The following is a 14,852-nucleotide window of genomic DNA, read 5'->3' as shown; positions in this document are numbered from 1 at the left end:
AGATAGGCATTCTCCGCCCGCAGATATGCCAGCTCCTCGAGCAGCTCCTCATGGGAGCGCTCACCATCGGAGGGAGGCTCGGGCGGTGGAGATGGGGGCTTCTGGGGCATCGGGCGGCGTCCCGTACGTTTCGGTTCCAAGGCGATTAGGCCACCACTATGGTACTGGCGCTCCCATCTGCCAATAGCGCCAGCGGCACGGATATCAAACAGGGCCTCGGTCTGCCGGATCGACAAGCCGTCGCGCCACATCCTTTCCAGCACCTCGCGCTTGAACGCTGGGCTGTAGTGACGGCGTGTCTGGCACAATCCTGAAGGCCCATGCTGCCGGTACTGCTCCACCCATCGCCTGACCATGGAATAGTCCAGACCAAAGTGGTGGGCGACCACTTCTAGGCCGACATCCCCATCCAGGTATTGCTGCACCACTTGCAACTTAAAGTGGTCGCTGTACTGGTTCCTCATAGAAACACCCCGAAGGTTGAATTGGGTGTCCAACTTTCGGGGTGCAGTTCACAAGCCCGGGTGTCGTCGTTCACTGACGGCAGGGGCAAGGTCAGCCCAGGGTCTCGCCGGCCAGCATGAACCAGGTCTCCAGTACCGCATCGGGATTCAGCGACACGGAGTCGATGCCCTGCTCCATCAGCCACTTGGCCAGGTCCGGATGATCCGAGGGGCCCTGGCCACAGATGCCGATGTACTTGCCCTGGGCGTGACAGGCCTGGATGGCCATGGCCAGCAGCTTCTTCACGGCCGGGTTCCGCTCGTCGAACAGGTGGGCGACGATGCCGGAGTCGCGGTCCAGGCCCAGGGTCAGCTGGGTCAGGTCGTTGGAGCCGATGGAGAAGCCATCGAAGTACTCGAGGAACTCCTCGGCCAGCAGGGCGTTGGCCGGCAGCTCGCACATCATGATCACCTTGAGGCCGTTCTCGCCCCGGGCCAGGCCGTTGGCGGCCAGCAGGTCGACCACCTCACGGGCCTCCTCGGTGGTGCGCACGAAAGGCACCATGATCTCGACGTTGTCGAGCCCCATCACCTCGCGGACCCGCTTGAGCGCCCGGCACTCCAGCTCGAAGCAGGGACGGAACGACTCCGAGATGTAGCGCGAAGCGCCCCGGAAGCCGAGCATGGGGTTCTCCTCGCCCGGCTCGTAGAGCTTGCCGCCAATCAGGTTCTCGTACTCGTTGGACTTGAAGTCCGACAGGCGCACGATGACCCGCTGCGGGTAGAAGGCGGCTGCCAGGGTGGAGATGCCCTCGACCAGCTTGTCGACATAGAACTCCACCGGGTCGCTGTAGCCGGCGGTCCGCAGGTCGATGGTCTGCTGCAGGTCGGCGGGCAGGGTGTCGTACTCGAGCAGTGCCTTGGGGTGCACGCCGATCATGCGGTTGATGATGAACTCGAGGCGTGCCAGGCCGACCCCGGCATTGGGCAGGCCGGCGAAGCTGAAGGCGCGATCCGGATTGCCGACGTTCATCATGATCTTGAAGGGGATCTCGGGCATGGCATCGACGCTGGTCACGCGACGGTCGAACTCCAGCAGCCCCTCGTAGACGTGCCCGGTGTCCCCTTCGGCGCAGGAGACGGTGACGTCGCGCCCGTCGTCCAGCGTCTCGGTGGCATCACCGCAGCCGACCACGGCGGGAATGCCCAGCTCGCGGGCGATGATCGCCGCGTGGCAGGTGCGGCCGCCACGGTTGGTGACGATGGCCGAGGCGCGCTTCATGATCGGCTCCCAGTCCGGGTCGGTCATGTCGGTGACCAGGACATCGCCGGGGTTGACCTTCTCCATGTCTTCCGGGGAGAACACCACCTTGACCGCGCCACGGCCGATGCGCTGGCCGATGGCTCGGCCGGCCACCAGGGTGCGCCCCTTCTCCTTGAGCTGGAAGCGCTCGAGCTTACCGCCCTCCTGCTGGGAGACCACGGTCTCGGGGCGGGCCTGGACGATGTAGAGCTCGCCATCGTCCCCGTCCAGCGCCCACTCGATGTCCATGGGGCGACCGTAGTGCTCCTCGATGGTCACCGCCTGGCGGGCCAGCGCCATGATCTGCTCGTCATCGATGCAGAAGCGGGTGCGGTCGGCCAGCGGCACGTCCACGGTGGCGACCGACTTGCCGGCGCTGGAGTCGTCGGTGTAGACCATCTTGATCAGCTTGGAGCCGAGATTGCGGCGAAGCACCGCCGGGCGGCCCGCCGCCAGGGTCGGCTTGTGGACATAGAACTCGTCGGGGTTCACCGCCCCCTGAACCACGGTCTCGCCCAGCCCCCAGGAGGCGGTGACGAAGACGGCGTCGCGGTAGCCGGACTCGGTGTCCAGGGTGAACATCACGCCCGAGGCGCCGGTCTCGGAGCGCACCATCTTCTGGATGCCGGCGGAGAGCGCCACGTTCTCGTGGGCATAGCCGCGATGGACACGATAGGAGATGGCGCGGTCGTTGAACAGCGAGGCGAAGACCTCATGCACGGCGCGCTTGATGTTGTCGAAACCCTCGATGTTGAGGAAGGTCTCCTGCTGGCCGGCAAAGGAGGCGTCCGGCAGGTCCTCGGCGGTGGCCGAGCTGCGCACGGCGACCTTGAGGCTGGGATGCATCGCCGAGAGCGTCTCGTAGCTCTCGCGCAGGTAGCGCTCGAAGGTCGGCGGCAGCGGGGTATCGATGACCCACTGGCGGATCTCGGCGCCGGCCCTCGCCAATTCGGCCACGTCATCGACGTCCAGGGTAGCGAGCCGGCGGTTGATGCGCTCGTTGAGCCCTTCGTGGGAGAGAAATTCGCGGTAGGCGTGGGCCGTGGTGGCAAACCCGCCGGGGACGGTGACACCCGCGCCGGACAAGTTGGAGATCATCTCGCCGAGAGAGGCGTTCTTGCCGCCGACCCGTTCGACATCGTCCATGCCCAATTGATCGAACCACTGAATATAATCGTCCATGAGACCTCCCAGGATTTCGACGACGGATGCATCATGCCGGCGGACCGCAGGGGACTCGGGCATGAAGGGATGCTGGCGACTCTACCAGCGGCCTTCCATATTCGCCATTAGTCTAACATCGAAGTCACTGGAGGATTTTTACAACACTCGGCCGAATCGCCAGGTATCTGTAGTGGCCAGGGCAGTGGTGACAGCAAACCCGCCTCTTGTCCCGGCCCCGACCAGCACCGACAATGGGCCTCACCTACACATCGGAGCACAGCGACCCGCCATGACGCGCACCGCCTTCTTCATCTCCGACGGCACCGGCATCACCGCCGAGAGCCTGGGACGCAGCCTGCTCGCCCAGTTCGAGAGCGTCGAGATCCGCATGCTCACCAAGCCGTACATCGACTCCCTCGAGAAGGCACGGACCCTGGTGGCGATCATCGAGGCCACGGCGGTGCGCGACGGCGAGCAGCCGATCATCATCGACACCATCGTCGACGAGCAGATACGCGAGGTGATCCGCCAGGCCCCGGGCTTCAAGGTCGACATCTTCTCTACCTTCCTCAAGCCACTGGAGGAGGAACTGGAAGCCCACTCCTCCTACAGCGTCGGTCGCACCCATGCCATCGGCCGCGACGACGTCTACATGGACCGCATCCACTCGGTGCACTTCGCCCTGGACAACGACGACGGGGCCCGCACCCACCAGTACGACAAGGCCGACATCATCCTCGTCGGGGTCTCCCGCTGCGGCAAGACCCCCACCTCGCTCTACCTGGCTCTGCAGTTCGGTATCCGCGCCGCAAACTACCCGCTCACCGAGGACGACCAGGACGAGAACGGCACCCTGAAGCTACCGAAGGCCCTGGTCCCGCATCGCCACAAGCTGTTCGGGCTGACCATCGACCCGCGACGGCTGGCGGCCATCCGCCACGAGCGCCGGCCCAACAGCCGCTACAGCTCCATGGACCAGTGCGTCCAGGAGGTCGAGCAGGCCGAGGGGCTCTATCGCCAGTTGCATATCCCCTATATCGACACCACCCGCTTCTCCGTGGAGGAGATCTCCACCCGAATGATCGCCGAGACCGGCCTGACACGGCGGTTTTCGCCGCGATAAGCGCCGAGCGCCACTATGGCAACACAGGAAAGCCTCCAGCAGGCGACACTGCTGGAGGTTTTTCTTGGCTGCTTGGCTGCTTGAGGCTATCTCACCACGCCCGCCCGCCTGAGCCTGGCGATATCCTCCGGCGTCAGGCCCATCTCGGCGAGTATCGCATCGCTGTCCTGGCCGAGCCGGGGTGGCGCGATCTCACTGGTGGCAGGCTCGCCGTCGAAACGCAGCGGGTTGGCGACCTGGGGCACCTCGAGATCGCCACGGTGCAAGGTCCTGTGCAGGCCGCGATGGCGCACCTGGGGGTCGTCGAAGACCTCGGTCAGGGTGTTGATGGGTCCCGCGGGGATTCCACGCGCCTCCATCTCGGTCAGCCAGTCATCGCGGTCGCGCTCGAGCAGGATCGGCCGGATGAGCGAGACCAGCACCTCCCGGTTGCCGACCCGGGCCGCATTGGTGGCGTAGGCAGGATCCTCGGCCCACTCGGGATGGCCCAGCATGTCGGCGAAGCGCGCGAACTGGGCATCGTTGCCCACGGTGAGCACCAGGTGCCCGTCGGCGCAGGCAAAGGCCTGATAGGGCACGATGTTGGGGTGGGCGTTGCCATGGCGCTCGGGTGAACGGCCTTCGACCAGGGCGTTGAGCGCCTGGTTGGCCAGGGTGGCCACCTGGACGTCGAGCAGGGCCAGGTCGATATGCTGTCCCTGGCCGGTACGCGCGCGCTGCTGCAGGGCGGCCAACACGCCCACCGTGGCATAGAGACCGGTCATCACGTCGGTGATGGCCACGCCGGTCTTCATGGGCATGCCATCGGGGTCGCCGGAGAGGCTCATCAGTCCACCCATCGCCTGGATCATGAAGTCGTAGCCGGCCCGATGGGCATAGGGACCGTCCTGGCCGAAGCCGGTGACCGAACAACCGATCAGGCGCGGATTGATCGCCCGCAGGCTGGGGTAGTCGAGCCCGTACCTGGCCAGGCCGCCGACCTTGAAGTTCTCGAGCAGGATATCGGCGCCCTTCGCCAGCGCCCTGACCAGGTCCTGTCCGCCCTCGGTGGCGATGTCCACGGCCAGCGACTGCTTGCCGCGGTTGGCGCACAGGAAGTAGGCCGCGACCCGTTCGGCATCATCCTCCTCGGCCAGCCAGGGCGGTCCCCAGCCACGAGTGTCATCGCCGCGCGAGGGGTGCTCGACCTTGATCACCCGCGCCCCGAGATCGGCGAGCAGCTGGCCGGCCCAGGGCCCGGCCAGTACCCGCGACATGTCGAGCACCGTGATGCCCTCAAGCGGTCCGCTCATCTGCAGCTCCTTGCTCACTCTCACTCGGGGCTGATCCGGCGACAAGCCCCACTTCCTTCGACTTGTTCCCGACGCCCCTCGTTAGACGCATGTCATCTGGCCTGTCGGCTCAGCCGGTAAAGGCCTGGATCCCGGTCTGGGCGCGCCCGAGGATCAGGGCATGGACGTCGTGGGTGCCCTCGTAGGTATTCACCGCCTCGAGGTTCATCACGTGGCGGATCACATGGTACTCGTCGCTGATGCCGTTGCCGCCGTGCATGTCACGGGCCACCCGGGCGATGTCCAACGCCTTGCCGCAGTTATTGCGCTTGATCAGCGAGATCGCCTCGGGCACCAGCTGGCCGTCATCGATCATGCGCCCGACCCGCAGCGCGGCCTGCAGGCCCAGGGTGATCTCGGTCTGCATGTCGGCGAGCTTCTTCTGGATCAGCTGGTTGGCGGCCAGGGGGCGGCCGAACTGCTTGCGCTCCAGGGTATAGGCGCGGGCCGCATGCCAGCAGGCCTCGGCGGCCCCCATGGTGCCCCAGGCGATGCCATAGCGGGCGCGGTTGAGGCAGGAGAACGGCCCCTTCAGGCCGGTGACGTTCGGCAGACGCTGCTCGTCGGACACCTCCACGTCCTGCATGGCGATCTGGCCGGTGATGGAGGCGCGCAGGCTGAACTTGCCCTCGATCTTGGGGGCCGAGAGCCCCTTCATGCCCTTCTCGAGGATGAAGCCGTTGACGACTCCCTCGTCGTCCCGGGCCCAGACCACGAAGACGTCGGCGATGGGCGAGTTAGTGATCCAGGTCTTGGTGCCGTTCAGCCGCCAGCCGCCGTCGGTGCGGGTGGCACGGGTGCTCATGCCGCCGGGGTCGGAGCCGTGGTCCGGCTCGGTGAGGCCGAAGGCCCCCACCCACTCGCCGCTGGCCAGTTTGGGCAGATACTTGTCGCGCTGGGCCTCGCTGCCGAAGGCATGGATCGGGTACATCACCAGGCTCGACTGCACGCTCATGGCACTGCGGTAGCCGGAGTCGACGCGCTCCACCTCACGGGCAATCAGGCCATAGCTGACATAGTTCAGCCCGGCGCAGCCGTAGCCGTCGATGGTCGCGCCGAGCAGCCCCAGCTCGCCCATCTCGTTCATGATCTCGCGATCGAAGTGCTCGTGACGGTTGGCCTCCAGTACCCGCGGCAGCAGTTTCTCCTGGCAATAGTCGTGGGCGGTCTGGAGGACCATGCGCTCATCCTCGGAGAGCTGGTCGACGAGGCGGAAGGGGTCGTCCCAGGTGACGGGAGTGATCTTGCTCATGGGGTGTCCTCGGTTGGCGTGCTGACAATTTCTACATTTTCAATAAATGTAGACCAAGCCGACTCATCTGCCAAGTACGACGTCGCCTGCTCGCTCGTCTTTCAGCGCGCTCCCTGACGCCTAAGCTCGGCGCGGATCTGTCGCCAGGCGAGCAGCGCGACCAGCAGGTTGGCGGCGAGCATCCCGGCGAACACGCCGGTGCTGCCGGCCAGCCGCCCGCCCAGCCAGGCCAGCGGCACGGTCAGCGCGAAGAGCCGGACCACCGACAGTCGCATGGCGCGGGCGGGACGGTGCAGGGCGTTGAAGGAAGAGACCGCCAGGATCACCACGCCCTGGGCACCGAGCCCCAGGGGCACCAGCCACAGAAAGCTGCGTAGCACCCCCCCGACCGCCTCGCGCTGGGCATAGCCGGCCACCAGCCAGGGTGCCAGCAGCTGCAGCACGCCCCAGACCAGCAGCTGCCAGGCCAGCACGAAGACGAAGCAGCCCAGGATCGCCCGGCGCACCCGGTCATGCTGGCCCGCGCCGGCATTCTGGCTGACCAGTGGCGAGAGGGTCATGGAGAGTGCCAGCACGGCGATCTGCGAGATGGCCTCGATGCGCGTGCCCACACCATAGCCCGCCACCGCATCGTGGCCGTGGCCGGCCATGATGCGAGTCACCAGCCCCAGGGCGATTGGGGTGAAGACACTGGTGAGGGCCGCCGGCCCGGCGATGCGACCGAGCTCCCGCCAGGAGCCGGCGAGGCCTCGCCAGCTCAGGCCGGCCAGGTCGAACAGCTCGCGCAGTTCGCGCTGGAAGACCAGCACCCCGGCCATGAGGCCCCAGCTCAACACCGTGGCGAGCGCCGCGCCGGAAACGCCCAGGGCCGGAAAGGGCCCGATTCCGAAGATCAGCCACCAGTCCAGCAGCACGTTGGTCCCGGCGGCCAACACCATCATCAGCCCCTGGGTGGCGGTATTGCCGTGGGCACGCAGGATGCTGTTGAGGACCCTCGGCACGATCACCGCCGCCGCTCCCAGGTACCAGATGCCCATGTAGTCGCGGATATGCGGCATCAGCAGGTCATCGGCACCCATCAGGCGGAACAGCGGTTCCAGGGTGGCCAGTCCCAGCAGCGTCATGCACAGCCCCACCACCACCGCCAGCAGGGCCGCATCGGTGGCTCGCCGTCGCACCGTGCCGAGGTCGCCCTGCCCCAGCCGGCGGGCCACCACCGCGGAGGTCCCGATGCCCAGACCGATGGCCAGACTGATCACCGTGAACACCACCGGGAAGGTGAAGGCCACCGCCGCGAGCTCCTCGGTGCCGAGGCGCGAGATGAACCAGGTATCCACCAGGTTGAAGCTCATCATGGCGATCATGCCGCCGACCACCGGCAGGCTCTTGCGCAGCAGGGTCAGTCCGATGGGCCCCTCGAGCAGCTCGCGGCGGGCGGGACGGGAGCGGGAAGCGGGGGGTGAGGACGGGGAGGCGGGTGCGCTCATGCAGGGTCTCGACGGATAACGGGCACTGGATTGTGCCGCCTCTCCGCACGGAGGGCAAAGCTCACCGAGCGCCGAGCAGGATGATGCTCGCGCGCCACCATGGCAACAAGGCAAAAACCTCCAGCAGGCGACTCTGCGGAGGTTTTTCCTGGCCGATTGGCTGCTTGCGCTCGGTGCTTACTTGTCCTCGCCCTCGCGGTAGAGGGTCTGAATGCTCGAGAAGTCGAGCTGGCCACTGCCCTGGGCGCTGTGCAGGGCGAAGAGGTTGCGGGCCTGGGAGCCCATCGGCACGGTGGACTTCGAGCCCAGCGCCAGTTCCCAGGCCAGCCCCAGGTCCTTGGCCATCAGGTCGGTCAGGAAGCCGCCCTGATAGTCCCGGGAGGCGGCGGAGCCCTCCATCACCCCGGGCCAGGGATTGTAGACGTTGAGCGCCCAGTTGCCGCCGCTGCTCTGTTTCATGATTTCCGAGAGCACGGCCGGGTCCATGCCGTTCTTCACGCCCAGCGCCAGGGCCTCGGCCGTCCCCGACATCAGGATGCCCAGCAGCATGTTGTTGCAGATCTTGGCCACCTGACCGGCGCCCGCCTCGCCGGCGTGGAAGATATTCTTGCCCATGGCCTCGAGCAGCGGCTTCGCCTGTTCGAAGCCGGCCGCCTCGCCGCCGACGATGAAGGTCAGGGTGCCGGCCTTGGCGCCGCCCACCCCGCCGGAGACCGGCGCATCCAGATAGGTGAAGCCGCGTTCGGCGGCGGCGGCGGCCACCAGGCGGGCGTCATCCGGCGCGATGGTCGAGGAGTCGACGAGCAGCGGCTTGCCGTCGAGGGCATCGAGCAGCCCCGGCGCGCCGTCGCGGCCCAGATAGAGCCCCCTAACGTGCGCTCCGGCCGGCAGCATGGAGACGACCACATCCGCGCCTGCGGCGGCCGCCTCGGCGCTGGCGGCGCGCCGTGCGCCCTCGGTTTCCAGGGTCTGGATGGCGCTCTCGACCAGGTCGAACACGGTGACGTCATGGCCGGCCTTGACCAGGTTGATGGCCATGGGCGCGCCCATGTTGCCGAGGCCGATAAAGGCGATGTTCATAGGTTGTGCTCCTTGTTGTTGATCTCGTGAACGCTATGGCGGCAGTGCGCGAAGCTGTTCCGCTACTATCCGACCCGATGGCCGACGCCGAGGTCGCGCAGGGGGTGTGACTCGCTGGACCAGAGCGGGGTCATCAGGGCCTGGATGTCGGCCTGGAGCACCCCGGCCACGCTGGCATGCTGCCAGCGTGGCGACTTGTCCTTGTCGACCAGCAGCGCGCGCACCCCCTCGACGAAGTCCCCCTGGCGACAGCACTGCACCGACAGGCCGAGTTCGTCACGAAAGGCGTCGGCAAGGCTGGTGTGGGCGTGACGCTCGAGCATGCGCCACACCAGCTGGGCACTCATCGGGCAGCCGGCCTCGAGACGCGTGCGGTTGGCGGCGAGCCAGCCGTCGTCGGTGGTGTCGCGCAGGATGCGCTTGACGGCCGTGGCGGCATCCACCCGGCCCACCAGCGCCTGGATATGGTCGAGATGCGGCCACACCTGGCCATCCGGCTCGGCGCGGCGGTCTTCGTGGTCATCGAGCACCGCCTGAACCCCGGCACGCAGGGCCGGCAGGCTGCGGTCGCCGTAGTCGGCCTCTTCCAGGGCGCCGAGCAGCGCCTCGCGGCGTTCACGCGGGATGAAGCGGTCGGCCAGCCCCAGGTCCAGGGCGTCATGGGCATTGAGCTGGGCCCCGGTCAGGCCCAGGTAGGCCCCCACTCCGGGGGGCATGCGGCCCAGGAACCAGCTCGCGCCGATATCGGGATAGAGGCCGATGGTGATCTCCGGCATGGCGATGCGCGTGGTCTCGGTGACCAGGCGCTGAAAGCCGCCGGCCAGCAGCCCGAGGCCACCGCCCATCACGATGCCGTCGCCCCAGACCATCAGCGGCTTGGGATAAGTGTGGATGCGGTAGTCGAGGCGATACTCCGCGGTGAAGTAGGTCTCGGCGAAGAGGCCGTCGCGGCCGGCACCACGGTTCTCGCCCTCCTCGGTCAGCGACCGGTAGAGGGCCACCACGTCACCGCCGGCGCAGAAGGCCTTGTCGCCGCTGCCCTCGAGCCATACCGCCACCACGCTGCGATCCACCGCCCAGGCTTCGAGCTTGGCCTCGAGCTGGCGGATCATCTCCAGCGACAGGGCGTTGAGCGACTTCGGGGCGTTGAGGGTGGCCACGCCGATGCGGCCGCCATTGCGGGTGGGCAGCTCGTCGAAGAGCACTGCAAGGTCCGACATCCCGGGATCTCCTGGGTCTGGTGAAGGAAACGGGGTTACTGGAGCGACTCGATGACGCCGTCGGCCAGCAGGCGACGGGCAACGATCAAGCGCATGATCTCGTTGGTACCCTCGAGGATCTGATGCACCCGTGTATCACGGACCAGACGCTCCAGGGGATACTCACGGATGTAACCATAGCCGCCATGCAGCTGCAGGGCCTCGTTGCAGACAGTAAAGCCCATGTCGGTGGCGAAGCGCTTGGCCATGGCGCAGTGGGCCGCGGCCTCGGGGTCGCCCTGGTCGAGGCGCCAGGCGGCGTGACGCACCATCAGCCGCGCGGCGGTCAACTCGCTGGCCATGTCGGCGAGCTTGAACTGCAGGGCCTGGAACTGCGACAGCTCGCGGCCGAACTGCTTGCGCTCGGCGAGGTAGTCCCGCGACAGGGTCAGCGCCTGCTGGGCGGCCCCGAGCGAGCAGCTGGCGATGTTCAGGCGCCCGCCGTCGAGGCCCTTCATGGCGAACTTGAAGCCCTCTCCTTCCGCGCCCAGGCGGTTGGTGACCGGCACCCGCACGCCGTCGAAGCTGACCAGGCGCGTCGGCTGGCTCTTCCAGCCCATCTTCTCCTCGTTCTTGCCATACTCGATCCCCGCGGCATCGGCCGGCACCACGATCGCCGAGATGCCGCCGGCCCCGCTGTCGGGCGCGCCGGTGCGGGCCATCACCACCAGCACCTCGGTGGCCCCGGCGCCGGAGATAAACATCTTGGAGCCATTGATCACATAGTCATCACCGTCACGCACCGCCCGGGTGCGCAGGCTGGCGGCATCGGAGCCGGCACCGGGCTCGGTGAGGCAGTAGGAGCCGAGCGCCTCACCGGCTACCATGGCAGGCACCCAGGCCTCGCGCAGGGCATCGTCGCCCCAACTGGCGATCATCCAGGTCACCATGTTGTGGATGGTCAGGTAGGCGGTGGTGGCGATGCAGCCCTGGGCGAGCTGCTCGAAGATCAGCGAGGCCTCGAGGCGCGACAGGCCCAGGCCGCCGTGTTCTTCCGGGGTATAGATGCCGAGGAACCCCGCCTCGCCCGCCCGGCGGATCACGTCCACCGGGAAGTGGGAACGCGCGTCCCAGTCGGCGGCATGCTCGGCCAGCTCGGCCCTCGCGAAGTCGGCGGCCGCAGCGGCCAGCGCCTTCTGGTCATCGGTCAGGGAGAAGTCCATGGGGAATCCCTCTTGTTCAGCAATGGGTGGGTGACATCATTGTGGTTGTTGTCCGGGCCGCTGCTGACCCGGGACGGGTCGCGGGGATACCCAGGCGGCATTGTCGCCTCGCCCGGCTGGACACCAACCTAGCACTTGCTAGGTTTATCCCATATCACCCCATGGTCGAACAAGCACTTTACGTTAACGTAAACCTCGTCTAGTGTTGCCAGACGAGGTGGGAAACCGCCGGTTCACCACCCGGTCACAGGATCGACGTCATGACACAGCCAACCGCCCCGGCCGACGAGGCCAGCCAGGAGGCCCTGCCCCGCCAGCACCGACACTACACCATCGGTGAACTGGCGAGGATGTTCGAGGTCACGCCGCGCACCATCCGCTTCTACGAGCAGGAAGGCCTGCTGGCGCCGCGCCGAGAGGGACAGAAGCGCATCTACCGCGAGAAGGACCGGGTGCGCCTGAAGCTGACCCTGCGCGGCAAGCGGCTGGGGTTCTCGCTGGCCGAGATCCGCGAGGTGGTGACGATGTACGACGCCATGCCCGACGGCAATGCGCGCCAGCTCTGGCGTCTGCTGGAGATACTGGCCGACAAGCGCGACAACCTCGAGCGTCAGCTGGAGGACATCCGCCTGATGCGCATGGAGATCGACGACGTGGACCACCGTGCCCGGGAGGTACTGCGCAGCCTCGGCCACGAGGCCTGAACGATGGGCTGGCGCCCCTGCGCACGCGAACCACGACGTCATTACCCGTTTCACGCACACCGCCACAGGCAACAACAAGACGAGAAACACCATGACACGCCAACATCGATCGATCAGCTACGTCAGCGGCATCAGCGACACCCCCCTCAAGGGCCAGACCATCGGTGACTGTTTCGACGATACCGTGGCGCGCTTCGCCGAGCGCGACGCCCTGATCAGCCGCCACCAGGGGCTGCGCTACAGCTGGAAGGCGCTGCAGCAGGCCGTGGACGAGGCGGCCCGCGCCCTGCTCGCCCTGGGGGTGGACAAGGGGGACCGGGTCGGCATCTGGTCACCCAACTGTGCCGAATGGACCATCACCCAGTTCGCCACGGCGAAGATCGGCGCCATCCTGGTCAACATCAACCCCAGCTATCGCACCCACGAGCTCGAGTACGCCCTCAAGCAGTCCGGCGCCTCGACGCTGGTCCTGCAGGGCGCCTTCAAGACCTCCGACTACGTCGCCACCCTGGCCGAGCTGGCCCCGGAGCTGCGCGACGGCGCACCCGGGACCTTCTCCTGCCAGCGCCTGCCCGAGCTCAAGCGGGTGGTCTGCCTCGACGAGCAGCGTGCCCTGACCGGCATGCTGACCTGGCCGCAGATGCTGGCCCATGCCGACGAGGTCTCCGCCGAGCACCTGGCCGATGTCCAGGCCAGCCTGCAGTTCGACGACCCGATCAACATCCAGTACACCTCGGGAACCACGGGCGCGCCCAAGGGGGCCACCCTTTCCCACCACAACATCCTCAACAACGGCTTCTTCGTGGCCCGCACCATGAACCTCAGCGAAGCCGACCGCATGGTGATCCCGGTCCCGCTCTACCACTGCTTCGGCATGGTGATGGGCAACCTGGGCTGCGTGACCCACGGCGCCACCATGATCTACCCCGGCGACGGCTTCGAGCCGGAGGCGACGCTGCGCGCCGTCTCCGAGGAGAAGGCCACCACCCTCTATGGGGTGCCGACCATGTTCATCGCCGAACTGGAGCATCCAGAGTTCGAGACCTTCGACCTCTCCAGCCTGCGCACCGGGATCATGGCCGGCTCCATCTGCCCGATCGAGGTAATGCGCAAGGTGATCGACCGCATGAACATGCAGGATGTCACCATCTGCTACGGCATGACCGAGACCAGCCCGGTGAGCACCCAGACCCAGACCGACGCCCCGCTGGAGAAGCGCGTCACCACCGTGGGCACCATCCACCCCCACCTGGAAGTCAAGCTGGTGAGCCCCGAGACCGGCGCCGTGGTGGCCCGCGGCGAGACCGGCGAGCTCTGCACCCGCGGCTACAGCGTGATGCTCGGCTACTGGAACAACCCGGAGGCGACCGACAAGGCCATCGACAAGGCGGGCTGGATGCACACCGGCGACCTCGCCACCATGGACGACGAAGGCTATGTGGCGATCGTCGGGCGCATCAAGGACATGATCATTCGCGGCGGCGAGAACATCTATCCGCGCGAGATCGAGGACTTCCTCTACACCCACCCGGCCATCTCGGATGTGCAGGTGATCGGCGTGCCCGACGAGAAGTACGGCGAGGAGGTGATGGCCTGGGTCAAGCTGAGCGAGGGCGAGTCGCTCACCGACGAGGAGCTCAAGGCCTTCTGCAAGGGCCAGATCGCCCACTACAAGGTGCCGCGCTACGTGAAGTTCGTCGACGACTTCCCGATGACCGTCACCGGCAAGATCCAGAAGTTCAAGATGCGCGAGGAAGCCACCCACGAGCTGGGGCTGGCGTAAGCGCCGAGCGCCGAGCGCCGAGCGCCGAGCGCCGAGCGCCGAGCAGGCTGGTGTTCGCCCGCGTCAATGGCAACAACGCAAAACCTCCAGCAGGCTACTCTGCTGGAGGTTTTTCTTGGCTGCTTGGCGCTTACAGCCCCTTCGGCGCGTAGATCCCCGGGGCATTGCGCCAGTAGCCCTTGTAGTCCATGCCGAAGCCGAAGACATAGCGGTCGGCGACTTCCAGGCTGCAGTAATCAGCCCTGAGACCGGGGACCGCCTTGCGCTCGTGTTGCTTGTCGACCAGCACCGCGGTGGAGATGCTCGCCGCCCCCGCCTGACGACAGTAGTCGAGGATGGCGGCCAGGGTGGCGCCCTCGTCGAGGATGTCATCGACGATTACCACGTGGCGCCCGGCCATGGGCACCTCCGGGGAGACCCGCCAGAACAGCTCGCCGCCCCGCAGGCCACCCCGATAGCGGGTGGCGTGGAGGTAGTCGACCTCCAGGGGGAAGCCCAACCGGGTCAGCAGGTGGCCGGTGGTGATCAGGCCGCCGTTCATCACGCAGTAGAAGACCGGCAGGCGGTCACCCAGGTCACGGGTGATCTCGTCGGCCATGCGGTCCAGCGCACGTTCGACCTCGGGCTGCGAGATCAGGCAGTCGGCATTGTCCATGACGTCGCGCATGTCGGTCAGGGACGGCAGGGAATCGGCATCGAGTCGGGACATCGTCGGTCGGCTCTTGATGGGAATCGGAGTGGGAATCAGAGAAAGAAAGGC

12 protein-coding genes are annotated in these 14,852 nt (G+C 66.9%); 3 read left to right on the top strand and 9 right to left on the bottom strand.

Going from position 1 to position 14,852, the window contains the following annotated elements; genetic code table 11:
- Both QLQ83_RS05545 and ppsA read right to left on the bottom strand, forming a co-directional pair.
- A partial coding sequence (locus tag QLQ83_RS05545; protein ID WP_282733626.1) for a transposase occupies positions 1-464 on the bottom strand: 464 nt, incomplete at its 3' end.
- Positions 465-555: 91 nt separating this feature from the next.
- Complete coding sequence (gene ppsA / locus QLQ83_RS05540) at positions 556-2,928, bottom strand: phosphoenolpyruvate synthase (RefSeq protein ID WP_282734526.1); 2,373 nt, start codon at positions 2,926-2,928, stop codon at positions 556-558.
- Between the two features lie 271 nt (positions 2,929-3,199).
- On the opposite strand from ppsA, the gene ppsR reads away from it, so the two are divergent.
- Positions 3,200-4,033, top strand: a complete 834-nt coding sequence (ppsR, locus tag QLQ83_RS05535) for a posphoenolpyruvate synthetase regulatory kinase/phosphorylase PpsR (RefSeq protein WP_282734525.1) — start codon at positions 3,200-3,202, stop codon at positions 4,031-4,033.
- 86 nt (positions 4,034-4,119) lie between these two features.
- Here the strand turns inward: ppsR and QLQ83_RS05530 are convergent, their stop codons facing one another.
- The 6 genes from QLQ83_RS05530 to QLQ83_RS05505 all read right to left on the bottom strand — a co-directional run bounded on the left by QLQ83_RS05530 (position 4,120) and on the right by QLQ83_RS05505 (position 11,605).
- On the bottom strand, positions 4,120-5,325 hold the full coding sequence (locus QLQ83_RS05530) for a CaiB/BaiF CoA transferase family protein (RefSeq protein ID WP_282734524.1): 1,206 nt from the start codon (positions 5,323-5,325) through the stop codon (positions 4,120-4,122).
- A 109-nt stretch (positions 5,326-5,434) separates the two neighbouring features.
- Positions 5,435-6,616 (bottom strand): acyl-CoA dehydrogenase, encoded by a 1,182-nt coding sequence (locus QLQ83_RS05525; protein WP_282734523.1) that lies wholly within the window; start codon positions 6,614-6,616, stop codon positions 5,435-5,437.
- 101 nt (positions 6,617-6,717) lie between these two features.
- Positions 6,718-8,103: an MATE family efflux transporter gene (locus tag QLQ83_RS05520; RefSeq protein ID WP_282734522.1), complete on the bottom strand. Its 1,386-nt coding sequence runs from the start codon at positions 8,101-8,103 to the stop codon at positions 6,718-6,720.
- A 177-nt stretch (positions 8,104-8,280) separates the two neighbouring features.
- Complete coding sequence (gene mmsB / locus QLQ83_RS05515; protein ID WP_282734521.1) at positions 8,281-9,183, bottom strand: 3-hydroxyisobutyrate dehydrogenase; 903 nt, start codon at positions 9,181-9,183, stop codon at positions 8,281-8,283.
- Between the two features lie 65 nt (positions 9,184-9,248).
- Complete coding sequence (locus QLQ83_RS05510) at positions 9,249-10,403, bottom strand: enoyl-CoA hydratase/isomerase family protein (RefSeq protein ID WP_282734520.1); 1,155 nt, start codon at positions 10,401-10,403, stop codon at positions 9,249-9,251.
- 35 nt (positions 10,404-10,438) lie between these two features.
- The gene (locus tag QLQ83_RS05505) at positions 10,439-11,605 is read right to left on the bottom strand and encodes an acyl-CoA dehydrogenase family protein (protein WP_282734519.1); all 1,167 of its coding nucleotides are present in this window, start codon (positions 11,603-11,605) and stop codon (positions 10,439-10,441) included.
- 260 nt (positions 11,606-11,865) lie between these two features.
- On the opposite strand from QLQ83_RS05505, the gene QLQ83_RS05500 reads away from it, so the two are divergent.
- Both QLQ83_RS05500 and QLQ83_RS05495 read left to right on the top strand, forming a co-directional pair.
- Positions 11,866-12,309, top strand: a complete 444-nt coding sequence (locus QLQ83_RS05500) for a MerR family transcriptional regulator (RefSeq protein WP_282734518.1) — start codon at positions 11,866-11,868, stop codon at positions 12,307-12,309.
- 91 nt (positions 12,310-12,400) lie between these two features.
- On the top strand, positions 12,401-14,092 hold the full coding sequence (locus QLQ83_RS05495) for an AMP-binding protein (RefSeq protein ID WP_282734517.1): 1,692 nt from the start codon (positions 12,401-12,403) through the stop codon (positions 14,090-14,092).
- Between the two features lie 130 nt (positions 14,093-14,222).
- Here QLQ83_RS05495 and QLQ83_RS05490 read toward each other — a convergent pair whose 3' ends face one another.
- Positions 14,223-14,801, bottom strand: a complete 579-nt coding sequence (locus QLQ83_RS05490) for a hypoxanthine-guanine phosphoribosyltransferase (protein WP_282734516.1) — start codon at positions 14,799-14,801, stop codon at positions 14,223-14,225.
- Positions 14,802-14,852 lie beyond the last annotated feature (51 nt).

Source organism: Halomonas rhizosphaerae, from assembly GCF_030010555.1.
Lineage (GTDB): Bacteria > Pseudomonadota > Gammaproteobacteria > Pseudomonadales > Halomonadaceae > Halomonas > Halomonas rhizosphaerae.
Note: the sequence above shows the minus strand (reverse complement) of the source record. Positions and strands in the feature narration are given on the sequence as shown.